This window comes from Paraburkholderia sp. RL17-380-BIE-A (assembly GCF_046028085.1).
GTDB lineage: Bacteria > Pseudomonadota > Gammaproteobacteria > Burkholderiales > Burkholderiaceae > Paraburkholderia.
In genome coordinates this window covers 1-23,028 of the sequence record NZ_JARESQ010000023.1, presented here as the reverse complement: position 1 = coordinate 23,028, position 23,028 = coordinate 1, and the positions used below count along the sequence as shown (strand labels likewise).

The 23,028-nt window shown below is 62.1% G+C and carries 22 protein-coding genes and 1 pseudogene; 9 read left to right on the top strand and 14 right to left on the bottom strand.

Features of this window, described 5'->3' with window-relative positions:
• The first annotated feature begins 105 nt into the window (after window positions 1–105).
• The gene (locus P0D68_RS30475; protein ID WP_074764203.1) at window positions 106–1,038 is read left to right on the top strand and encodes a LysR substrate-binding domain-containing protein; all 933 of its coding nucleotides are present in this window, start codon (window positions 106–108) and stop codon (window positions 1,036–1,038) included.
• A 74-nt stretch (window positions 1,039–1,112) separates the two neighbouring features.
• Here the strand turns inward: P0D68_RS30475 and P0D68_RS30470 are convergent, their stop codons facing one another.
• On the bottom strand, window positions 1,113–2,510 hold the full coding sequence (locus tag P0D68_RS30470) for an 8-oxoguanine deaminase (RefSeq protein ID WP_408298262.1): 1,398 nt from the start codon (window positions 2,508–2,510) through the stop codon (window positions 1,113–1,115).
• 537 nt (window positions 2,511–3,047) lie between these two features.
• Here P0D68_RS30470 and uraH point away from each other — a divergent pair.
• Window positions 3,048–3,401, top strand: a complete 354-nt coding sequence (gene uraH, locus P0D68_RS30465; RefSeq protein WP_408298264.1) for a hydroxyisourate hydrolase — start codon at window positions 3,048–3,050, stop codon at window positions 3,399–3,401.
• Window positions 3,402–3,757: 356 nt separating this feature from the next.
• Window positions 3,758–4,951, top strand: a complete 1,194-nt coding sequence (locus P0D68_RS30460) for a urate hydroxylase PuuD (protein WP_408298266.1) — start codon at window positions 3,758–3,760, stop codon at window positions 4,949–4,951.
• 601 nt (window positions 4,952–5,552) lie between these two features.
• Here P0D68_RS30460 and P0D68_RS30455 read toward each other — a convergent pair.
• The 12 genes from P0D68_RS30455 to P0D68_RS30400 form a co-directional block, all read right to left on the bottom strand.
• Window positions 5,553–6,065: an ureidoglycolate lyase gene (locus P0D68_RS30455; RefSeq protein WP_408298268.1), complete on the bottom strand. Its 513-nt coding sequence runs from the start codon at window positions 6,063–6,065 to the stop codon at window positions 5,553–5,555.
• Window positions 6,062–7,075, bottom strand: a complete 1,014-nt coding sequence (alc, locus tag P0D68_RS30450; RefSeq protein ID WP_408298270.1) for an allantoicase — start codon at window positions 7,073–7,075, stop codon at window positions 6,062–6,064. The genes P0D68_RS30455 and alc overlap by 4 nt, the downstream gene beginning before the upstream one ends.
• Window positions 7,076–7,147: 72 nt before the next feature.
• Window positions 7,148–7,669: a 2-oxo-4-hydroxy-4-carboxy-5-ureidoimidazoline decarboxylase gene (uraD, locus tag P0D68_RS30445; RefSeq protein WP_091793633.1), complete on the bottom strand. Its 522-nt coding sequence runs from the start codon at window positions 7,667–7,669 to the stop codon at window positions 7,148–7,150.
• Entirely contained in the window at window positions 7,666–8,616 is a 951-nt protein-coding gene (gene puuE, locus P0D68_RS30440; protein ID WP_091793631.1) for an allantoinase PuuE, read from the bottom strand. The genes uraD and puuE overlap by 4 nt, the downstream gene beginning before the upstream one ends.
• 198 nt (window positions 8,617–8,814) lie before the next feature.
• The gene (locus P0D68_RS30435) at window positions 8,815–9,681 is read right to left on the bottom strand and encodes an aspartate/glutamate racemase family protein (RefSeq protein ID WP_408298273.1); all 867 of its coding nucleotides are present in this window, start codon (window positions 9,679–9,681) and stop codon (window positions 8,815–8,817) included.
• Window positions 9,682–9,719: 38 nt separating this feature from the next.
• Entirely contained in the window at window positions 9,720–11,201 is a 1,482-nt protein-coding gene (locus P0D68_RS30430; protein ID WP_408298275.1) for an NCS1 family nucleobase:cation symporter-1, read from the bottom strand.
• 365 nt (window positions 11,202–11,566) lie between these two features.
• Entirely contained in the window at window positions 11,567–12,280 is a 714-nt protein-coding gene (locus P0D68_RS30425) for a GntR family transcriptional regulator (protein WP_408298277.1), read from the bottom strand.
• A gap of 315 nt (window positions 12,281–12,595) precedes the next feature.
• Entirely contained in the window at window positions 12,596–13,522 is a 927-nt protein-coding gene (gene ldcA, locus P0D68_RS30420) for a muramoyltetrapeptide carboxypeptidase (protein WP_091793621.1), read from the bottom strand.
• Window positions 13,523–13,550: 28 nt separating this feature from the next.
• Window positions 13,551–14,252, bottom strand: coding sequence for a tRNA adenosine(34) deaminase TadA (tadA, locus tag P0D68_RS30415; protein WP_408298279.1), 702 nt, complete (start codon window positions 14,250–14,252; stop codon window positions 13,551–13,553).
• Between the two features lie 68 nt (window positions 14,253–14,320).
• Window positions 14,321–14,722, bottom strand: a complete 402-nt coding sequence (locus P0D68_RS30410) for a DnaJ family domain-containing protein (RefSeq protein ID WP_091793619.1) — start codon at window positions 14,720–14,722, stop codon at window positions 14,321–14,323.
• Between the two features lie 541 nt (window positions 14,723–15,263).
• Entirely contained in the window at window positions 15,264–15,869 is a 606-nt protein-coding gene (locus tag P0D68_RS30405; RefSeq protein ID WP_408298281.1) for a 2'-5' RNA ligase family protein, read from the bottom strand.
• 411 nt (window positions 15,870–16,280) lie between these two features.
• Window positions 16,281–16,652: a nickel-dependent hydrogenase large subunit gene (locus P0D68_RS30400; RefSeq protein WP_408298283.1), complete on the bottom strand. Its 372-nt coding sequence runs from the start codon at window positions 16,650–16,652 to the stop codon at window positions 16,281–16,283.
• Between the two features lie 298 nt (window positions 16,653–16,950).
• Here P0D68_RS30400 and P0D68_RS30395 point away from each other — a divergent pair, with 298 nt between their 5' ends.
• Genes P0D68_RS30395 through P0D68_RS30375 form a run of 5 tightly spaced genes read left to right on the top strand, consistent with a single transcriptional unit; the run spans window position 16,951 to window position 22,098 of the window.
• Window positions 16,951–17,940 (top strand): HlyD family secretion protein, encoded by a 990-nt coding sequence (locus tag P0D68_RS30395; protein ID WP_408298285.1) that lies wholly within the window; start codon window positions 16,951–16,953, stop codon window positions 17,938–17,940.
• Window positions 17,937–18,881 (top strand): ABC transporter ATP-binding protein, encoded by a 945-nt coding sequence (locus P0D68_RS30390; RefSeq protein WP_408187223.1) that lies wholly within the window; start codon window positions 17,937–17,939, stop codon window positions 18,879–18,881. Before P0D68_RS30395 ends, P0D68_RS30390 begins: the two co-directional genes overlap by 4 nt.
• Window positions 18,878–19,828, top strand: a complete 951-nt coding sequence (locus tag P0D68_RS30385; RefSeq protein WP_091793611.1) for an ABC transporter ATP-binding protein — start codon at window positions 18,878–18,880, stop codon at window positions 19,826–19,828. Before P0D68_RS30390 ends, P0D68_RS30385 begins: the two co-directional genes overlap by 4 nt.
• Window positions 19,825–20,961 carry an ABC transporter permease gene (locus P0D68_RS30380; RefSeq protein ID WP_408187221.1) on the top strand — a complete coding sequence of 379 codons (1,137 nt, stop codon included), beginning with the start codon at window positions 19,825–19,827 and terminating at the stop codon, window positions 20,959–20,961. The genes P0D68_RS30385 and P0D68_RS30380 overlap by 4 nt, the downstream gene beginning before the upstream one ends.
• A gap of 6 nt (window positions 20,962–20,967) precedes the next feature.
• Window positions 20,968–22,098 carry an ABC transporter permease gene (locus P0D68_RS30375; protein WP_408187220.1) on the top strand — a complete coding sequence of 377 codons (1,131 nt, stop codon included), beginning with the start codon at window positions 20,968–20,970 and terminating at the stop codon, window positions 22,096–22,098.
• 91 nt (window positions 22,099–22,189) lie between these two features.
• Here P0D68_RS30375 and P0D68_RS30370 read toward each other — a convergent pair whose 3' ends face one another.
• Window positions 22,190–22,402: a hypothetical protein gene (locus P0D68_RS30370; protein WP_091793604.1), complete on the bottom strand. Its 213-nt coding sequence runs from the start codon at window positions 22,400–22,402 to the stop codon at window positions 22,190–22,192.
• A 479-nt stretch (window positions 22,403–22,881) separates the two neighbouring features.
• Between P0D68_RS30370 and P0D68_RS35655 the strand changes: the two are divergent.
• Window positions 22,882–23,028: pseudogene (locus tag P0D68_RS35655) on the top strand (cytochrome oxidase putative small subunit CydP); the annotation flags it as partial.

Below are 23,028 nucleotides of genomic sequence, written 5' to 3'. Positions count from 1 at the left end.
CGTGCTCTGCGGGTATCCCGCTCTTGACGCGGCTTTGTGTTCATATTAAAAGTCATATACACCCACGCCCGTTCGATCAGCCAGAACATATATTTCGGAGAAGTCATGAGTCAGCAACGCGAGGCGATCGATACATATCTATTACGCGTCTTGCATACCCTGTTGATGGAACGCAGCGTCACGCGCGCGGCCGTCAAACTGAATCAATCGCAACCCGCCATCAGCGCGGCGCTGCGCCGTTTGCGCGACATCACCGGCGACCCGCTGCTGGTACGCGGCAAATCCGGCATGGTGCCGACGGAATACGGTCTGCGCCTGCTCGAACCGGTGCAGAACGCGCTGCGCGAGATCGAACGCATCAAGTTCCAGCAGCACAACTTCGATCCGGCCACTTCCATCCGCTGCTACCGGATCGGCTGCCCGGACTACCTGAACGTGCTGTTCGTGCCGACGGTGGTCGAACGCTTTCGCCAGGCCGCGCCGAACGCGACGCTCGAGTTTCATTCGCTCGGGCCGGCCTTCGACTACGAACTCGCGCTCGAAGACGGCAAGCTCGACATCGTGGTCGGCAACTGGCCGGAGCCGCCGGAGCAGTTGCACCTGTCGAACCTGTTCGTCGATCAGATCGTCTGCCTGATGAGCAACACGCATCCGTTCGCCAAACGCGGCGGGCTCACGCTCGACCAGTACCTGAACGCTCCGCATCTCGCGCCTACTCCTTATTCGGTGGGCCAGCGCGGCGCGATCGACGTGCACCTCGCGCGCGAGCGGTTAAAGCGTCATGTGGTTGTGACCTTGCCGTACTTCAATCTGGCGCCGTACGTGCTGATCAAGTCCGACCTGATCTTTACGACGACGCGCCTCTTTGCCGATTACTACGCCAAGTTCCTGCCGCTCACCGTCGTGCCCGCACCGCTCGATTTCCCGCCGATGCAGTACTACCAGCTGTGGCACGAGCGCGTGCATTACTCCGACGAAGTGCGCTGGCTGCGCAGTCTGGTCGCCGAAGCGACCAAGACGTTGATCGACAAGCCTTAAGCCTTTGCCTGGCAGGTTATTGGCGAGCGCGCGTCGCGCCGCCGATAACTCTGCCCTCCTCGCATCTTCTTCTGTTACGCCGCCGCTTCGTAAAGCGTCTTCGCCAACCGGTTGTGCTGCTCGATGACCGGTGCGAGTTCCAGCGTCGTCAACTGCCCTTCCTTCACGACCACCTTGCCGCCGATCACGCTGTAGCTCACCTGCGAAGGCGCGCAGAACACCAGCGCCGCGACCGGGTCATGCAACGCGCCCGCAAAAAGCGGCTGGCGCAGGTCGAACGATACAAAGTCCGCCGCCATGCCTGGCGCCAGCGCGCCGATATCGTCGCGGTTGAGCACCTTCGCGCCGCCGAGCGTCGCAATCTCCAACGCTTCGCGCGCGGTCATCGCATCGGGACCGAAGCCGACCCGCTGGAGCAACAGCGCCTGACGCACTTCGGCGACCATCTGCGCGCCGTCGTTCGACGCTGAACCGTCGACACCCAGGCCCACCGGCACGCCCGCCAAACGCATGCGCTTGACCGGCGCGATGCCCGACGCGAGCCGCATGTTCGAACACGGACAATGCGCGACGCCAGTGCCGGTGCGCGCGAACAGTTCGATGCCCGCGTCGTCGAGTTGCACGCAGTGCGCGTGCCACACATCGTGACCGACCCAGCCGAGGTCTTCCGCATACTCCGCCGGCGTCATACCGAACTTCTCGCGGCTATACGCGATGTCATTGACGTTCTCCGCCAGGTGCGTATGCATCGACACGCCGTACTGCCGCGCCATGACTGCCGATTCGCGCATCAGATCGCGGCTCACCGAGAACGGCGAGCACGGCGCAACCACCACGCGCAACATCGCGTAACGCCCTTCGTCGTGGTACGTCTCGATCAGACGCTGCGTATCCTTCAGAATGTCCGCTTCACGTTCCACCACCGAATCCGGCGGCAGTCCGCCGTCTTTCTGCCCCACGCTCATGCTGCCGCGCGCCGCGTGAAAACGCATGCCGATCCGGCGCGCTGCGGCGATGCTGTCGTCGAGCCGGCTGCCGTTCGGATAGATATACAAATGGTCGCTCGAAGTCGTGCAACCGGACAGCAAAAGCTCGGCCATGGCTGTGAGCGTCGAGACTTCGATCATCTCCGGCGTGAGGTTTGCCCACACCTTGTAGAGGTTGGTCAGCCAGCCGAACAACTCGGCGTTCTGCGCGGCAGGAATCGCGCGCGTCAGGCTCTGATACATGTGGTGGTGCGTGTTCACGAGACCCGGAATCACCAGATGCCCGCGCATATCCAGCACTTCGTCGGCGGCTTGCGGCAGTTCCGCCGTCGGGCCGACCGCGACGATGCGGTTGTCTTCGATATACAGGCCGCCGTCGCGCAGTTCGCGCCGGTCGCCGTCCATCGTAACCAGCACGTCTGCGTGCTTGACCAGCATCGTTTTCTTCGGCTTATTCGTTTGATTGGCCGTCTGTTCCATCGTCATTCGTTTCTCCGCTTCATTGCTTCCGTGCAAAGCCGTTCGAACGCGATGTGACGGCACGCCACCGTGCCGCCGCGTCCCGTCGAACGCCGTTGGCCCGGTTACCCAGCGTGTTTCCGCCGTCTTCGGGGTGCGTTGCGGCTGGTTCGTCATCGATTCCGGTTTGCTGCAACGCACAGACGTAACCTTCGACGGCCAAAATAATGCTGACAACTCGCGCCAATGCGATACCCAACCTCACGCTGCCGATATAGTGGGCCTTTTTTGGCGCCGGTACGATCCGCCGGTAAGACAAACGCAGCGTAAAGGTCGGGAAAACCCGCTCGTTATGGCTTTCAGCAGGCTGTCTGTCATGCGCCAGCTATTATCTTTCCTATCTCGCGCGCGCTGAACGGAACAACCTTTTTACAATGGCTGCCACGGCGCTCGCTTCAATTCGCCGACGGGTATGTAGCCACTGACGTGGAGCCTCGATCCGCCGCAAACGTATCTGGATCGGGCTGCCGCCGAAACCTCGCATTCACATAAGGAAAATTGCGAATGGGAAAGCTCACTACCCATGTGCTCGACACCGCGAACGGCCGTCCCGGCGCGGGCATCAAGGTCGAACTCTTCGCGCTCTCAGGCGATACGCGCCGCGCGCTCAAAACCACCATCACCAATGACGACGGTCGTTGCGACCAGCCGCTGCTCGAAGGCGACGCGCTAGTCGCAGGCGAATACGAACTCGTGTTCGGCGCCGGCGACTACTTCGCGTCGATCGGCACGAAGGTGCCGGAGCCGCGTTTCGTCGATCGTGTCGTGCTGCGCTTCGGCGTGGCCGATGCCGAAGCGCACTATCACGTGCCGTTGCTGGTGTCGCCGTGGTCGTACAGCACCTATCGCGGCAGCTAAGGAGATATCTGCCATGAGGTGTTGGGAAATCGAGGTCGAGTTCGCGCCACCTGCCGATCGCGCTCGATTGCATTGCGCAGATGCTCACGCAGACTCTCGCGAGTACCCGCGAAACGCAATCGAACACATGCGGTTCCAGCGAACCCGATCCGACCCGACGAGCCAATAAAAAACGGCGCGTGCGAACTGAGCGCACCGCGTCTTTCGTCCTCAGGGGCCTGGCACCGAAAGATGGCCCCTTGTTGGCACCCCGCAGTCTGCGCAGCGACGTTTTGTCTGCCGACAACCCGCTCGCCGGGTTCAGAAAGGCACCCAACGTCGTTGCGTGTACAACGAATCAGAAGTGGAGGAGTTTCATGGAAGGCTTTATCACAGACTGGTTGAATCTGGCGATTCGCTGGTTCCACGTCATCGCCGCGATTGCATGGATCGGCGAATCGTTCTATTTCGTCGCGCTCGACAACAGCCTGAAACCGCCAACGGACCCGAACCAGCGCAAGCGCGGCGTGTTCGGCGAGTTGTGGCACGTGCACGGCGGCGGCTTCTACAACATGCAGAAGTACACCGTCGCGCCGCCGGAAATGCCGGAAGATCTGCACTGGTCGAAGTGGCCCTCGTACACCACGTGGCTGTCGGGCTTTGGTCTTTTCACCGTGCTGTATCTGTTCTCGCCGAGCACTTACCTGATCGACAAGAACGTGCTGGATATGGGGCCGGTGGTCGCTGTGGCCGCGGCGCTCGGCTTCCTCGCCGCTGGCTGGATCGTGTACGACTCGCTGTGCCGCATCCTCGGTAACAAGGACAAGGTGCTGGGCATCTGCGTCGGCGTGTATGTGCTGATCGCGGCGTGGCTCGCGTGCCATATTTTCGCGGGCCGCGCGGCTTACCTGATCATGGGCGCGATGCTGGCAACCATCATGTCGGCGAACGTGTTCTTCGTGATCATTCCGGGCCAGCGCAAGATGGTCGACGCCATGCTCAAGGGCGACACGCCGAACCCGATCTACGGCAAGCGCGGCAAGCAGCGCTCGGTGCACAACACGTATTTCACGTTGCCGGTGGTGTTCGCGATGCTGTCGAACCACTACGCGATGACCTACACGCATCCGTACAACTGGGCTGTGCTGCTGGTCATCATGCTGGCTGGCGCGCTGATTCGTCAGTTCTTCGTGATGCGCCACCGTGGCCAGGTGCTGTGGTATCTGCCGCTGGTGGGTATCGCGTTGATGTTCGGCGCGCTCTTCTGGACCATGCCGAAGCCGATCGTGCCGCAAGCGCAAGCCGCGAACGCGCCGACGGTGAAGGTGGCCGATATCGCACCGGTTCTGCAACAGCGCTGCGTGGCTTGCCACTCCGCGCATCCGACGATGATGGGGAGCGCTCCGGCCGGCGTGCTGCTGGATACGCCGGATGAGATCTCGCAGAACGCGCAGCGAATCTATCAGCAAGCCGTGACGTTGAAGGCCATGCCGCTTGGCAACGTGACGCATATGACCGACGACGAGCGGATGAAGATCGCCGCGTGGTTTGAAGGTGGTGCGGTGAAGTAACCACTGGCCGGGCATGCTGCCCGGCGTCACGAAGAATCGAGCGACCTTGAAGCGGGCTTTTCGCGTGAGCGGAAAGCCCGCTTTTCATTGGCCGGCTGGTGTCGGTTTATCCGTGACGAGCCGCATCGTCACGGGCTCGGACGACAACACGACGGTTCCCGGCTTCAACGAGTTCTATTCCATGCGCGTGCTGGAGCGGCTCGGCGTCGCGCATCGAACGCTTCGACATCGACGCACTGGGAGTCCCGGCGTACGGCGTCGAGGATATATGTTGTTTATTGGGTTGTAATGGCACGCCGCCGGGAAGCAGAAGCTTCACGCCTGAGTCGATGGCATGGCGTCTTTGCGCTCGCCGAAGAAGAGCCCGCAATTCGAGGGGCTTAAACCGGCTATAGGCGCCGCAGAATTTTGCGCGCCTGCCCCGGCGCAATGCGTGCGCCAAGTAATCGGGTATTCGCCGCTTCTCGCCAAACGTAGCTAAACGCGCAACGACGGCGTCGCGCTAGTTTTGTGGTTCGCCACCAAAACAAAAAACCCACAGCACTGGTAATGCTGTGGGTTCTTTCAAATCAACCTGCTCGCTACGCCGTAGCGATAAAACTCAAACCGCCACCGCGCTCAACGCATCTTCCGTGAGCCACAACGACTCCGCGAGGTGCTGCTCATTGAGATTGAGTCCATCCCCGCCGCGATCGACGACGATAAAGTCGCTCACCTCACCCAACGCAATCAGCGGATGATGCCACACGCCCTTCGCATAGTTCACGCCCTGCCAGCCGCTCGTCACGAAAGCACGAATCTTCGACACGTCCAGCTCACCCGCCGGCGCCACGACCACCAGATACGCTTTGTCGTTCAGCGGGACGAACGCCTGGCTGCCGAGCGGGTGCCGCTCGAGCATCTTCACTTCGAACGGCAGCGTGCGCGGTTGCCCGCGAAACAGGTTCACGAGCGTACGGCCGTTCTCGTCGGCGACATCCACTTTCGCGAGATCGTGATAGCGGATCGTCGTGCCGAGGTTGATCGGGATCTGCTTCGCGCCTTCGAGTTCGATCACGTCGCCGAATGCGGCGAACGCTTCTTTCGTCAACGGTTCGATCGCGAGCGTTTTCATGATGCGAGCGTGCCCCACAGGCGCAGGCGCGACACGCCACCGTCCGGAATGATATTGAAGCGCACGTGCGTCACCGGACCCAGTGCCGCGATCTCGCTTTCGAAATAGTGCTGGTTGTCCATCTTCAGTTTCTGTTCGCCGAGCAGCACCGGCCAGAACATGGCTTGCGTGATGAGCGAGCTGTCCGTGCCGCCCGTCACATACGCGGCCTGGATCGAGCAGCGGTCCGGATAGTTACCCTTGAAGTGCGCCGTATCGACTTCGATTTTCCTGATCACGCCCGGTTGCGCCAGCGCGACGATCGCCCAGTCGTTGCCCGGCTCACGACGACGGCGCGTTTCCCAGCCGTCACCCATGTTCACGCCACGGCCCGGCATCAGTATCGTCGACGCTGCGCCGAAGTGCTGGTTGTTCGCCGCGACCAGATAAGCGCCGTTCTCCATCGCTGCCAGATCGAACTGCTCCGTGCGGCTCGCGCCGGCCCAGTCGACTTGCGGCTGACCATACACACGCAGACGCGCAATGCCGCCGTCCGGATAGATGTTCACGCGCAGGTGGGTGTAAGCGTTCGTGTCGCTGACTTCGTGATAGTGATGGCTATTGCCTTGCAACGTGGTCGACGGCACGATTTCGGTCCATTGCGTCGACTGGTTCGGCGCGCCGTCCACCACGCGCGCGGCTTCCACCGACGCCGCCGGCGGGAAATTACCCGTGAAGTGGCTGGTGTCGAGATCCAGCCCCTTGATCACGCCCGGACGAGCCAGCTTCACGACGCACCAGTCATAGCCGTTGGCGCGCTTGCGGCGGGTTTCCCAGCCGTCCATCCACTTGCCGTTGTCGTCGTATTTGCCCGGAATGAAAACGGCCGGCTCCGGATTCAGCATGCGCTCCTTCGGTGCGAAGAAATCGTCGCTGGCCTCGAGCGCCTGCGCGCCCAGACGCGGGTCCGCCAGGTTCACATAGCGGCGCGTGAATTCCGGTGCGTTGGGGTCGAGAATCGGGAGTGCCATTTTTGTCTTCCTTGATATTTGCCAGTGCTGAAAAAACGTTTCGGTTCGAGGTCCGCGACGCGTGGTTAAGCCTTATGCGTCGATCAGGTCGTCGAGCCTGAAACGTGCGATGCGGTAGATCTGATCGAGGCTCGCGCGCAGTTCTTCGGCGCGGCTATTGTTCACGCGCGCTTCGAAGTTCGCGATGATGCCGTGACGGTCATAACCGCGCACGGCGAGGATGAATGGAAAACCGAACTTCTCGCGATAAGCGGCGTTCAGCGCGAGCAGCTTGTCGAACTCTTCCTGCGTGCATTGCGCGAGGCCGGCGCCGCTCTGCTCGCGCGTGGATTCGGCGGTCAGTTCGCCGCGCACCGCGGCCTTGCCGGCGAGTTCCGGGTGGGCATTGATCAGCGCCAGTTGCTTCTCTTCACCGGCCGTTTCGACGATGTTCGACATCTTGCGATGCAACTCGTCGATACTGGCGAAAGGCCGTTGCTGCGCGGCGATTTCCGCGACCCACGGCGAGTGCTCGAAAATACCCGACAGCGTTGCCACGAACGCTTCGGTCGAGATGCTGTTGAGTTGGTCCAGAGTGTATTGCATCGCCTTCATGCCGCTGCCCCGCGGTTGTCTTGTTGGTAAGGGTGATGTTCGCGCCAGTGGCGCGCAATATCGACGCGCCGCGTCACCCACACGCGATCGTGCTGTTCGATATGGTCGAGAAAACGTTGCAGCGCGCGAAAACGCCCAGGGCGCCCGAGCAGACGGCAATGCATGCCGATGGAAAGCATCTTCGGCGCTTCGTCGCCCTCTTCGTAGAGCACGTCGAATGCATCGCGCAGGTACGTGAAGAAGTGGTCTGCGGTGTTGAAGCCTTGCGGGCTTGCAAAGCGCATGTCGTTGGTGTCGAGCGTGTACGGCACGATCAATTGCGGCACTGTCGTGCCACCGGTAACGTCCACGTCCATCCAGAACGGCAGGTCGTCGCCATAGTAATCGGAGTCGTACAGGAATCCGCCGTATTCGGCGACCAGACGATGCGTATTGGGACTGTCACGGCCGGTGTACCAGCCAAGCGGACGCTCGCCCGTCACGCGTTCGATCGCTTCCATGCCGAGACGCATGTGCTCCGCTTCTTTCTCCGGCGACACGTCCTGATAGTGAATCCAGCGATAGCCGTGGCAGGCAATCTCATGACCGAGTTCCACGAACGCGCGCGCCAGTTCCGGATGCCGTTCGATCGCCATGCCAACGCCGAACACCGTGAGCGGCAGGCCGCGCTTTTCGAATTCGCGCAGAATGCGCCAGACGCCCGCGCGCGAGCCGTATTCGTAGATCGACTCCATGCTCATGTGGCGAGCCGGATAAGCCGCGGCGCCGACGATTTCCGACAGGAACTGCTCCGAGCCAGGATCGCCGTGCAGCACGCAGTTTTCACCGCCCTCTTCGTAATTCAGAACGAATTGCACCGCGACACGCGCTCGCCCCGGCCAGTTGGCCTGCACCGGGTGGCGGCCGTAGCCGATCAGATCGCGTGGGTAGTTCGGGTCGAGTGGCATGGTTTGACGAATGCGTGGTGACGTTACGTAAAATTCGCGTGGAACTCACGTGTATGCACGTGGGGTGGGTGCGGCCGAATAAACACCGGAAACAGCGCCTGAAGTAACACAAAAAACCTTTCAGGCACCCCGCGCCGAGTTGGACCAGTGTAGCGAAAACGCCCCGGTGCGCCCATACACCGGGGCAGATAGTGCGTGTCACACTGAATGTATGTGGCGGCCCGCTTCCGTAGTGTTTACCCGCACCACATCGGACGTTCCTGCATTTTCCGGCGCATTTGCGGAGGAAACTTCAGTAGATCCGCGCGGCGCACGCGGATTCGGATCGGCGTCGACCGGACTGAACGATGCCAGCGCGCCGTTGTAGCGCTTGGCCAACGGCCGCGCATAGTCGCCGCGTTTGGCGGTCGAAAGACGCAGCGAGACCAGCGCCTCGGTCCATTTCACCGCCGCGGTCACGCCTTCGATCACCGGCGCACCGAGCGCGTCCTCGATCTCCGCGCACAGTTCGGCCATACCCGCGCAGCCGAGCACGATCGCCTCCGAGCCGTCCTCGGCAAGCGCGCGCCGGCATTCGTCGAGGATGATGCGGCGCGCCGCCGAGCCGGGCTTGTCGAGGTCGAGGACGGCGACGTCGGTGGCGCGAACGTTGCGGCAAAACCGCTTCATGCCGTAGCGCTCGGCGAGGTGCCACGCCATGCCGCAGGTGCGCGCCAGCGTGGTCACCACGGAGAAGCCAGGCGCCAGCACGCTGGCCGCGTGCATTGCCGCCTCGGCGATGCCGATCACCGGACCCCGCGCCAACTCGCGTGCCGCGTAGAGACCCGGATCGCCGAAGCAGGCAATCACGTAACCGTCGCAGCCTTCGCGCTCGCCGGCCGCAACCTCGGCCAACAAGCCTGGCGTCGCCAGCGCTTCGTCGTAATAGCCTTCGATCGACGGCGGCCCCATGGTCGGATTCACCGCGATGACTTCAGTGCCCGGCGCGGCGACTTCGCGCGCGCAGCGGCCCATTGCTTCCGTCATGCGCTGGGTCGTATTCGGGTTGATCAGTTTGATGCGCATATCCACTCCTGTTGCATCTGCACAATTCAGCGTGCGATTCAGCGTGCCATCACGCGATAGAACAGCGCGGCGAGGCCGGCGCCAATGAACCACGAGAAATTCGCCATGCCGTCGAGCGCGGGCACCATCACACAGATCACGGCGATCACGGCAGCCGGCAGCAACGCGGCGACTGCCCGATAGTTCACGCCGTTGCGGTACCAGTACGAACCCGTGGGCGCAACCGTGTACAGATCGTCGAGCACGATTTTCTGACGCTTCACGAGATAGTAATCGACGATCAGGACACCGTACAAAGGCCCGATGAAGCTGCCGAGAACATCGAGGGTGTAGTGGATCACGGCGGGGTTGTTGAACAGATTCCACGGCGTAATGAAAATCGACGCCACCGCCGCGAGCATGCCGCCCGCGCGCCAGCTGATCAGGCGCGGCGCGACGTTCGAGAAGTCGAATGCGGGCGAGACGAAATTGGCGACGATGTTGATGCCGATCGTCGCGATCGTGAAGGTCAGCGCGCCGAGAATCACCGCGGTCGGGTAATCGATACGGCCCACGGTTTCAACCGGGTCCGTGATCAGCTGGCCGAAGACCGGCAGCGTGGCAGCGGTCGTGATCACCGTCACCAGCGAGAAGGCCAGAAAGTTGACCGGCAGCCCCCAGAAGTTGCCACGCTGCACGCTGCGAAAGCTCTTGCCGTAGCGCGAAAAGTCGCCGAAGTTGAGCATCGGTCCGGAGAAGTACGACACCACCAGCGAAGTCGCCGTGATCATCACCGGCACGACTTCCATGCCGTGATATTTGACGCCGCCCAGGTTGATGCCGATGTTGCGCCATCCCGCGCGATACACCATGTAGCCCGCGAGAATGAACATCACCACGTAGACGGCCGGGCCGGCGAAGTCGATGAACTTCTTGATGGTCTCCATGCCGTGCCAGAACACGAGTGCCTGCAGGACCCACAGCAGCATGAAACCGGCCCAGCCGAGCGTCGACAGACCCATGAAGCCGTGATGATGGACATCGGCATACGGCAGCAGTTGGGGAACGAACTTCAACACCACGATCACCAGCGCGCTCGACGCCAGATAAGTCTGAATGCCGTACCATGCGACCGCGATCAGGCCGCGAATCACCGCGGGAATATTCGCGCCGAGCACGCCGAAGGTCGCACGGCACGCGACCGGATAAGGCACCCCGTTCGCCTGGCTCGGCTTGGCGATCAGGTTGCACAACAGGTTGACGATCGTAATGCCGACCAGCAGCGCGATCAGCACCTGCCAGCTCGTCAGCCCGAGCGCGAACAGGCTGCCCGCGAACACATAGCCGCCGACGCTGTGCACGTCGGACATCCAGAACGCAAAGATGTTGTATGCGCCCCAGGTTTGGTGGCGCAACGGCGCGAGGTCTTCGTTATAGAGCCGTTCGCTGTAGCCTGCGGGCATTGACGGATCGCCAGTTGCGCCGCCGTCTGCGTAAGTGGGAATTGCGGGATTGCCGGGCGCTGCACTGAACTGAGCCATGATTCCTCCTTGGGATAGGGACCATCGATAGCGAATCGAAGGACGATGCATCGGCCATGCCAGTCGCGCGCGCTTTGCCCGTTTGGGACAGAGCACAGGCGAGCCGCCTGGTTTGCCGTGCCGCGGATATCTCCGTACTGAAGTACTTGTGGTTATCGCACCGTCAGCAGCCGCGGAGCGCCGGCGTTGCGTTGCTGCTACTCGATGTCCGTCGCCCGGCGACGGACACGCGTGCGCAAGCCGGCAGCGCTCACGTCGAGCCGCCTTGCAACACGTGATTCGTTCAGTTCAATTCAGTGCGGCGCGCACCAGTCAGGCGCGCACGCCGGCCGCCTGCCTCAGCATGGCGCGGACATTGTCGTGGGTCATTCTCTAGGCGCACCGTTGAGGGCGCCGAACACTTCCCCCAGATCGGCCGCACCACGCGCCGGGCGGTCTAGCATCTTCAGCTCGACGCTTTGCAAATGGCGCGACATGAGTGCCGCCGCCTCTTTTGCATCGCCGGCGTCGAGCGCGGCGAGTATGGCTTCGTGGTCCTCGAACGAGCATGGGCTGCGTCCGAGCGACTCGTACAGCGCGGAAATCAGCGTGGAGCGCGCCACCAGCCCGTTCAGGCAATCGCACAACACCGTGTTGCCGGTCAGTCCCGCCAATTCGGTGTGAAACTCGCCCGACAGGCGAATCCACGCCGGAAAATCACGTGTTTCGAACGCTTTGCGTTCCCGGCCGATCATGCTGCCAATGCTCTTCAAGCGCCGCATGCCGTGACCGCTGCAAATCTTTTCCACCACCGCCAGTTCGATGATGCGGCGCATCTCGAACACCTCATGCACTTCCTGTAGCGAGGGGCTCGCCACGAACGCGCCGCGATTCGGTTCGAGATCGACGAGGTGGTCCGTCGCGAGTTGCGTCAGCGCCTGCCGGATCGGGCCGCGCTTCACGCCGAATACTTCGCACAACTGCGCTTCGGTCAGCTTGGCGCCCGGCGCAAGCCGATGCTCGAGGATCGCGGCGCGGATGCGCTCGGCGATCACTTCGGGTTTCGAACTATTGGCGGCGGTAGGGTCTGCGTCGGACATGATGTGCGTCTCGGTATGTTGGTCATCTTAGGATGGACATAAAGATTGTCAACAATTTTTGATTTTAATTTTGACAATTTTCACGGCAAGGGAAGGCTGACGGGCTTATAGATCAGTCCCGAAGCCTTGATACAGGCTATGTATAAGTTTAATTAGACTGAAAGGACGCCGTCTGTTGAGGGCGGGTTTTGTCAACAAAACCGATGGACCTTCACGGGTCGTTCTGCTCGTGGTCGATTCCAAAGCACAGGCCGTTAGTTGCGTTACTGGAGTAGAAATAAAGCGGGCAATGGCCCGCTTCGCTCGCACGTCCGCTCACGCGAGATACGGATAGCCCGACAAGCTCAGTTCGAATCCCTGTGCGTTGGCAACGAGATGCGCGTCCGCGCCCACCGGCAGCGTCAGCATGTTGCGAACATGACCGAATTGCAGCCCTGTCACGATCGGAATGCCGATCACCGACCTCGCCTGCTCGATCACCGAGTGCAAGTCGTAACCATTGTCGTAGTCGTAGGATTTGGCGCCGGAGAAATCGCCCAGCACGAGTGCCTGCTGCTGCGCGAGGATGCCGGACAGGTGCAGCTGATAAATCATCCGCTCGACCCGGAACGGTTGTTCGTTGACGTCTTCGATAAACAGGATTCCGCCACTCACCGGCGGCATGTACGGCGTGCCGATCAGCGACACGAGCACCGCCAGGTTGCCGCCCCACAACATGCCCGAGACATCTACTGGCTGTGCCTGCGGCGTGTTGCTCGAGACCGTCATGGTCGGTTTCGTCAACGCGGACCAGAAGTGCTGCATGGTGAACTCGCTGAGTTCCTCCGCCCCGAAATCACTCATCACCATCGGACCGCCGAAGGTTTTCACTCCTGCACGCGCCAGCAACGCAAGCTGGATCGCGGTGAAATCGCTATGCCCCACGAGGGCAACCGGCTGATCGGTCAGCCGCCGTTGCAGCCCTTCGTAGTCGAGTCCGTGCAGAATGCGCACCGCGCCGTAGCCGCCGCGCACGGCCAGCACGATATCCGGCAACTCACGCGACGGGTCGGCGAGCCGGTTCAGATCGGCAGCGCGCTGGCCGTCGGTGCCAGCGAAGCGCAGGTAGCGACGCCGCGCCGCTTCCGCGCCCTCGATGCGATGGCCCTGGGCATGAAAACGCTGCAGCGCGCGATGCAGCACCTCCGGATCATGCGGATACCCGGACGGCGCGATCAGTTCGATGGTGCGATGGACGCTCATGAGCAAGACCTTGTTTGACGTTGTAGTTTCAGAGCGCCTCGGCCGGGCCCGCTTCGTTGCCCGCTTCGTTGCCCGCTTCGTGGCCCGATGGTTTGCCCGATTTGCTGTCCGATTCATTGCCCGCATCGCCACGTGCCGAAGCGCGCGCTTCGCGGCTGGCGCGCCGCCGCTCGGCAAAGAACGATTTGAGCGCGGCGCCGCATTCGCTTTCGAGCACGCCGCCGGTCACCGTGGTGTGATGATTCAACTGCGGATTAGCGAAAGCATCCACGACACTGCCGCACGCGCCGGTTTTCGGATCGCGCGCGCCAAAGACGACACGAGCGATGCGCGCGTGCATGATCGCGCCGGCGCACATCAGGCAAGGTTCGAGCGTCACGTAAAGCTCGCAACCCGGCAGACGGTAGTTTTCGACGGCCTGCGCCGCCGCACGCAGCGCGGCCATTTCCGCATGCGCCGACGGGTCGTGCGCACCGATTGGGTGATTGAAACCTTTGGCGATGACTTCGTCGCCTCGCACGAGCACTGCGCCGACGGGCACTTCACCGGCAGCACGCGCCTCTTCGGCGGCAGCCTGGGCAAGCGCCATGAAGCGGCGATCGCGCTCGGAGACAACGGGAGTTGCGGGTGAATCGCCGGGCGAGAGCTCAGCATCCGGCAATACGGCGGCAGAGCCAGAATCCGTCGCGGCCGATCCGGCGACACCACCCGCCAAGGCTTGAGAACTCATCGTATTCGGCACTTCGTGAGAATGGAAAGAATCCGCATCCGGCACGATGGAGTGAGCTAGCGGCTCGCTCACGGCGAACCCGCATCTGCCGCATTCAGGCTGCCGACGCGTTCGGACAGCCGTTCGGCAATACGCCGGCAGTATTCGCGCGGCAAAACCAGCGGGCCGCCGCGCAGCGATTCAAGCGCCATGTCGAGCGCAAGCATGCGCGCCTGCAGACGGCAGCGGGTAGCCTGGTCGCTCACGGCATTCAACTCCGCTTGCAGGTCGCGCAACGCGCGCAACTGTTCGACAGCGGGCGGCACAAAGCCCGCATTCTTCAAAATCCGGTTGGCGACGCGTACCTCTTCGGGAACCAGAGCGTCGTCGCCCAAGGATAGCGGCGCACCCGCGCCGGGTAACTCGTCGAACTCCCCGCGCGCGGCGGCGGCGGCAATACGCTGTTCGACTAATGCATCAAGCAATCTCATCTGCGATCCACTACGTTGCGGCCCAAGCATTCTATCAGGCAGCGCACGCTCGTTCCGGCTCCGCAACCGACGAAACCCCCTACGTTTTCAGATTTTTCGTCATTCGAGAGCACACGGCCGGACGCTAGGCTCAAGGGTTCGCCGCCACGCCGCGTGCCGCCCGCTCCCGCGCTAAAACCTGACAGAAAACTTTCAACGGACCGCGCAGTTCGCGCCTTTGCTCGTGGCCTCTCAAAACCACCGCCGATATGCAATCCGGAATGACTCACCCAAGCCGAAACCACGCCGCCATCACGTTCGAGACTGCCATAGCCGCACACCCTCTCCACCTGTGCAAACGCATATCCCGGGCACCCCTGCGCGCAGCGCTGGCCGCCGTGATGATCTCGCTCGTGCTATCCGGCTGCGGCGTGTTCTGCGGTGGCGCAGGCGGCAGCGGTGGCGCAGGCGGCAGCGGCGGCTTCGCCGGTGGCTGCGCGACCGGCATGCGTTTCTGAGCCGTCGCGCCTGGACACGTCGGCATCAACTGCGGCGCCGTGCGTTATGGGCCTGCATCCGCCAATGGCCATCGAGCCAGCATGACGTGCCGCGTACGCCCGAGCAAACTGTGCATCAACGCGAATTCGCGCACGTTCCAGCACAGCGGTTCAACCGGACGCGCAGCGGCCCAAGGCATGCCATACGCCAGTGTGACGTGCGGCGTATAGTCCACCGCGGCTGACATGGCATGCTCCCCGCACCCTGCGTCTTGCAACGCGCAGCATAAAGCGTCGTGCAGCCGATGCAGACCGTTCACGCCCTCGCCCCCGCCCAACACTAACGGCCCCGGTCGTGGCTTGGATGCAAAGCTCACCACCGTATCGAATTCGACGCTGAACGGCTCCATCCTGACCAACGAGGCAGCTTTCATGGCCGCCTCGACCCGCGCCTGAGGCAAACCGCCCGCGAAATTTCCGAGGTGCTGCAAGGTAACGTGCAGACGGGCCGCCGCGAGCGGTTTGCTGCGCGCGCGGCTCTCCCCGCAAAGCTGTTGTGCGAGCTTCGAAATACTCGCCGCCGTATTGGCGTCAGGAAAGACAGCGAAAAACAGGCCGTCTGTCGGTGTTGGCGGCGCCTCGAGGCCAGGCAGCCAGAGTTGTTCAGGCATGGGATTTCTGACCAGATAAAGCCGGCATGTAGATGAATCTCCGTTCATTGTGCGGGCTTGCCTGAGCGCCTGATCGACTCAGACCACTCGACTATGCGAGGTCGCACGATCGCCTTGCTAAGGCAAGCCCCGGAACTCGCAAGGTATGGCTGGGCCGCAGGCGAAAGCGTCGCCACCCGGCGCGCACGCCATTGCCGTTGAAGCGCTTTCGCTTCCCACTCAAGAATTGCTCGCCGTGACGGGCCCACGCACAAGACTGTACATCCATACAGTATGAACGGCAACGGGGGACTGGACAAAAAGTGGCAAGTATTCGCCAGCGCGGCGGAGGGTGAAACGGCGTGCGTCGGCGTATGCGGGGCTCGCCCAAACGCAACTCGAGCGGCATCGTCGAATGATTCAGCCTCACTTTCAAGCAGATGAACGGCGCTGCGCCGCCGTTGGGCGCAAGGTCAGCGCGGGATGTATATCGCGCCAGCCAAGCACTTGCACCAACTCGTTGCCGGCCTTCTTCAAAGCCAGCCCCTGACGCACCATTTCACCATGCTCACGCGCCATCTGGATCACGTCCGGGAAATCGAGGAAGACGAGTGCGTGCAGCATCACGACATGCAGCGCATGACTGCCGATCCATTCGCCGCGGTAGACGAGGCGGCGCAGTGCGCGAAGCTGCCCGCCGACCTCGATCCCAAAGGCATTTTCAATCGTATGCACCGAACGCATCTGGTAGGCAATCGGGCAGATGCCGCAGATGCGAGTCACGTTATCGGGCAACCCGGCCACATGCCGGCCACGCGCGACGCTCCAGACGGTAGCGCCCGCATGACGACTACAACACTAGACCAGATTTGAACGTATCGGATGCCGCGCCGACAGCACATGACGCGACCGGCGCAATGCATCAACCATGCCGTGGAGCGGCAAACCAGCCGCGACCTGGCCCCTACCGGGTTCCAACTTGACTTGAGTCAATTGGCCGGAGCGATAGCGGCTCTATCTTCAGCAGACGCACCATAGACAGGCTGGCGATCTCCGGTTTTGCATCTCTTCATCCGGAAGCGTTTGAACCGAACCAAAAACCATGGCCATATCGAAACACCGGATGCAGGCCCTGCTCGCGCTAGTCGCTCTTGCCGCGGCCGGCGTAGTGGTGTGGCGTTGGCCGGTGCTGTTCGGCTCCCATCATGATACGACCCATATCATCGTGTCCGGCAACATCGAGGCTCACGAGAGTGTCCTGAGCTTCACGCAGGTCCAGGCGCCGATTGTCTACCTGCCATTCGACGAAGGCGCTTACGTCAAGCGCGGCACCGTGCTCGCGCGCGTGGACGATCGCCTGTATCGACGGCAGACGGAAATCGACCAGACCAACCTGCAAGTTGCCACGGCGCAGATCAGCGCCAATGAGAGCACCTTGGCGGCGGCACGTCACAACGTCGTCAGCGATCAATTCGATCTCAGCGAAAAACAGCTCGACTTGGGGCGAGCGGAAATCCTGGTGAAAGGCAACGCGATTCCGCGTCAGGCACGTGACCTCGCCTTCACCGCCGAACGGCAATCCGCCGCGGCCCTCGCGCACGACAAGGCGCTGGTGGAAGTGGCAAGCAACAACATCACGCTCGCGCGCGCCAATCAGGCCGCCGCCGCGGCGAAGCTCAAGCTCGACGAAGTGATGCTCTCCTACACCGAGCTGAGCGCGCCGTTCGACGGCGTCATCGCAGTACGCGAAGCGGAACTCGGGCAGCTCGCGGGATCGGGCGTCGCGATCGTTACGCTCGATGAACTCGATCACGTCTGGCTGCGCGCGTATGTGAACGAGCCCGATATCGGCAAAGTTCGCCTCAACGAAGCCGCCACCGTGACGACCGACACCTACCCCGGCAAGCATTACCAAGGGCGCATCAGTTTCATTTCCCCGCAGGCCGAGTTCACGCCCAAAACCGTCGAGACGCACGCCGAGCGCGTGACGCTCGTCTACCGGATCCGTATCGACATCGACAACCCGACGCACGAACTGCTGCCGGGCATGCCGGCCGATGCGTCCATCGCTTTGCTGGCAGCGGGCAAATGAGCACCGACCCGGCAGCGGCGGCCATTCGCGCGCACGACCTGGTGCGCAGTTTCGGCGCCGTGCAGGCGGTGCGGGGTGTCAGCTTCGACATCGAACGCGGGGAAATCTTCGGCCTGGTCGGGCCGGACGGTGCGGGCAAAACGACCATCATGCGCATGCTGGCTGGCGTGCTGCGGCCTGACGCCGGCCAGATCTCGCTGGAAAATATCGACGTGATAGCGGCGCCGGAACGCGCAAAGGCTGCCCTCAGCTATATGCCCCAGCGTTTCGGCCTGTACGAAGACCTGACCGTCGCCGAGAACATTTTCTTCTACGGCGAACTCTTCGGTGTATCGCGCAAAGCCAATCGGACCCGCAGCGGCGAACTTCTCGAGGCCGCCGGCCTCCTGCCATTCCGCGATCGTCTCGCCGGTCAACTGTCGGGCGGCATGAAGCAGAAACTCGGGCTGGTGTGCGCGTTGATTCACACGCCCCGCGTGCTGCTGCTGGATGAGCCGACCACGGGCGTAGACCCGGTGTCGCGGCGCGATTTCTGGGCGATCCTGTACAACCTGCGCGAAAGCGGTGTCACGATCGTGCTGTCCACCGCGTATATGGACGAAGCCGAACGCTGCTCGCGGCTCGCGCTGCTGCATACCGGCCAGATCCGCCAGTGCGACACGCCGGCGCGGCTGAAGCAGGCCATGCCGGGTGCCCTGTTCGCCATCGCCGCGGCAGACCCGCGCGCGGTTCACGACGCCCTCGTGGATGCGCCAGGCGTGCTAAGCGCGTTGCTGATGGGCGACCGCGTGCACGTGCGCGTCGACGAGGCCGCGCGCCGTCTGCCGGAATTGCAGGAGCGGCTTGCCACACGCGCCATTGCAAACGCAACCATCACTTCCATCGAGCCGGGCATCGAAGACGTGTTCGTCGCGCTCGTCGGGTCGGGAAGCCCGACATGAGCGCCGCGGCTCCCGTCGTCGAGGCAATCGGCCTGACCAAGCGCTTTGGCAAGTTCACGGCGGTCGACCGGCTCGACCTGTCCATCGCCAGGGGCGAAGTCGTCGGCTTCATCGGGCCGAACGGCGCGGGCAAGTCGACCACCATCCGCATGCTGTGCGGGCTGCTTTCACCCAGTGCGGGGCGCGCTTCGGTGGCGGGCTACGACATTGGCACCCAGGCCGAGGCGCTGCGCTCGCACATTGGCTATATGTCGCAGAAGTTCTCGCTGTACGGCGACCTGACCTGCTACGAGAACCTGCGCTTTTTCTGTGGCATCTACCGGGTTCCGCGACACGACATCGCCGAGCGTATCCGGCTCGCCATTTCGACCGCGGGGCTCGAGGGGCGTGAAAATATTCTCGTGCGAACGCTCGCGGGCGGCTGGAAGCAGCGGCTCGCACTCGGCTGTGCGAATCTGCACCGTCCGCCCGTGCTGTTTCTCGACGAACCGACGTCCGGCGTCGAGCCCGAGGCGCGCCGCCGGTTCTGGGATCTGATTCACGGCCTCGCCGCGGGCGGCGTGACGGTGCTGGTCTCCACGCATTACATGGACGAGGCGGAATACTGCCACCGCATCGCGCTGATCGACGCGGGCCATCTCGTGGCGATTGGCAGCCCGAATGAGCTGCGCGAACACAATCTCGGCGGCAATCTGTTCGAGCTGGTGTGCGCGCCGCCAGGCGCGGCTCTCGCCGCGCTGCGCGAGGCGCCCGAAGTGATCGACGCCGCGATCTTTGGCGACCGGCTGCATGTGCTGATGCACCCGGGCGTGCCTGAAACCGTGCTTCAGCCGTTTCTTGCAGGACGGCATATCGAGTTTATCGCCGTACGCGCCATCCGGGCCAGCCTCGAAGATGTGTTCGTCCAACTCGTCACGCACGCGGATAAGGGAGTGCACTCACCATGAGCCTGCGGCGGCTGCTGGCGATGGCCTTCAAGGAAACGCTGCAGATCTGGCGCGATCCGCGCAGTCTCGCCATTGCGCTGCTGATGCCGCTGTTGCAGATGGTGCTGCTCGGCTACGGCGTCAGCCTCGATATCCGGCAGGTGCCGCTATGTATCAACGACGAGGAACACAGCCAGCTAAGCCGTGAACTGGTGCAGGACTTCGTGTCGTCGCACTGGTTCCTCGCGGTTCGGAACGTGACCAACGAGCGCGCATTGCGCGATGCGATGGATCGCGGCACGTGTGCCGGCGTCGTCACGATTCCCGTCGACTTCTCGCGCGTGTTCACCACGACGGGTACCGCCACGGTGCAAACCGTGTTCGATGCGACCGACGCCAATACGACCAACATTGCAATCGGCTACGCCCAGAACGTTATTGCGCGTATTACGGCCGAATTCCAGTTGCGCTGGCGGCAAAACCACGGCATACGGCCGCAAACCGTCGGCGTGGTCGATCTCGAACCGCGGGTCTGGTTCAACGAGACGCTCGATAGCCGCAACTTCATTATCCCGGGCGTCGTCGCGGTCATTCTTGCGTTGGTCGGCGCGCAGCTGACGTCGTTGACCATCTCGCGCGAGTGGGAGCGCGGCACGATGGAGCAACTCATCTCCACGCCGGTCACCGCGCTCGAAGTCATGCTCGGCAAACTGCTTCCGTACTTCGTGATCGGACTCGTCAATGCCGCATTCTGTCTGCTCAGCACGGTTTACTGGTTTCACGTGCCGTTGCGCGGGAGCGTCGGCACCCTGATCGTTACGACCGCACTGTTTACGCTGGTCGTGCTGGGCATCGGCTACCTGGTGTCGGTTCACATTCGCAGCCAGCTCGGCGCAAGCCAGGTTGCGCTGCTGCTGACGATGCTGCCGACCAGCATGCTGTCAGGCTACACCTTCGCCATCGACCAGATGCCCGCGCCCATTCGCCTTGCCACGCTGCTCGTCTACGCCCGCTATTACATCACCATCCTGCGGGCCGTATTCCTCAAAGGCAGCACCCTTTCCGATCTCGCCGTGCCGATTCTCGCTCTGGCCGTGTATGCGCTCGCCATCATCTGGATCGCCGCCCGGGCGTTCCGCAAACATCTGGACTAGCCCATCATGTTCGACCGTCTGCAGGTCATGTTGATGAAGGAGTTTCTCGAACTCAAGCGCGACCGGTGGGCGATGTTCCGGCTGGTCGTGCCGCTGTTGCTGCAGGTGATCATCTACGGCTACGCCGCGACTTTCACCGTCAATCATGTGAGCCTTGCCGTGCTCGACCTGGACCGCAGCCAGGCGAGCCGCAACCTCGTCTCGCACTTCGTCGCCAGCGGTAAATTCGACGTGGTCGATAACGCCGGCACGGACCGCGATATCACGCATGACATAGATAGCGACAAGGCGACGATGGCGCTCGTCATCCATGCCGGCTTCGCGCAGCATCTCGGCAACGGCCAGAGCGCGCCGCTGCAGGTCGTCGTGGACGGCACCAACTCCAACACCGCGCTCATTGCGCTCGGCTACGTCAGCCAGATCGTCACGCAGTTCCAGAACGATCAGATGAGCGAACCGTGGTCGAACTATACGGGCCCCGCCCGCACCGAGGTCGCCGTGACGCTGCGTGAGCGCCCCTGGTACAACGACACGATCGACGATCGCTGGTTCTTTATTCCAGGCGTGGTCGGCACGCTCACGCTGATGCAGGTGGTCAGCCTCACGGCGTTTGCCGTGGTTCGCGAACGCGAGATCGGCACGTTGGAGCAGATCATGGTCAGCCCGATCAGGCCGGTCGAGTTCATCCTCGGCAAAACCGTGCCGTTCTTTCTGATCGGTCTGGTCGACGTTGCCCTCGTGACGGCGGTAGGCATAGGATGGTTTCGGGTTCCGTTCGTCGGCAACCCGCTCGTCATGCTGGTCGGCGCATCGCTGTTTCTGTTCGCCGCATTGGGTCTCGGTTTGCTGCTGTCCACCTTTTCGCGCACGCAGCAACAGGCGTTCGCGCTCAATTTCTTTCTGATCAATCCGCTTTTCATTCTGTCGGGGTTTGCGTTTCCTATCGCCGCGATGCCCAAAGTCCTGCAATGGATTACGTTGATCAACCCGCTGCGTTACTTTCTCGTCGTGCTGCGCTCGGTTTTTCTGAAAGGCACTGGATTCGCCGTGCTATGGCCGCAGTTCGCGGCAATGGCAGCGCTAGGCGCAGTCATGCTGACGCTAAGCGTATTGCGCTTTCGCAAATCGCTCGATTGAATTGCGGTGTTTTCGGCTCGCGGGGTTGCTCATTTGGCGCATTGGTGAATTGGAGATTGGGCAATTCGGCCCCGGCGGATATCTGCTGCATTCAGTAAGCCAGCGCTTCTCCCAGCAAGCCGATACCCACGCCCGCACAAATAGCCGAGTAGCCGCGATTGCAGGTCAGAATTTCTTTTTCAAACTGCATGGCGAATCTGAATTCGGGACATCTCTCGTAAGCGATAAATACCGAGCAGACCAAGGCCGACAATACAACCATTGAAAAGGCAATCTTCTCCAGAATTCGATAATGATGCGACATAGCCATGCTCCCAAATCTTCATTCGCCCGGTCATCGCTTCGAAAGCGATGAAGGGATCATGCAGCGAGCCGCTGTCCGCGAGGCCCGACGGACTGCAATACCGGACATGTGCCTACTGCACTTGTCGCCCGAGGCCTCAAGGTCGGTGCGTTCTCCGTGTTGAGACTACGCACATTTTCCCCAGCCCACTTGACGTGTCACAACAAATCGCGAACGTTGAAAAACAGCCATGGCCGACGGACTCAATCAACGCAAGATCGGCGATCTATCCCCATCGCTGTGTTCTAGCGCTGAGTTTGTTGACTTCGCTCAAACGTGAGCAACCGTTCTTTCGTGAAGATGTGAGTTACCGCGACCGGTGACATGGGACCAGACCCGTCCATTCATCGGCTGTGCTGTCTGTGTCATGCGCTTGCCGATTTGCGCACGCGTTTTGAACAGACTGAATAAATTCAACCGAAGTCGTCCATCGACCGATCATGACCATCACGCTGAACGACAGGAATCCGCCTCGCCCCGTCCTGCGCGCGCGACTCGCCGGCTGGGTGTCGAGACCAACTTTCAGGCGGGACATCGTCATTGTGCTTGTCGTCAAACTGGCACTGCTGATGGCGCTCAAATACGCG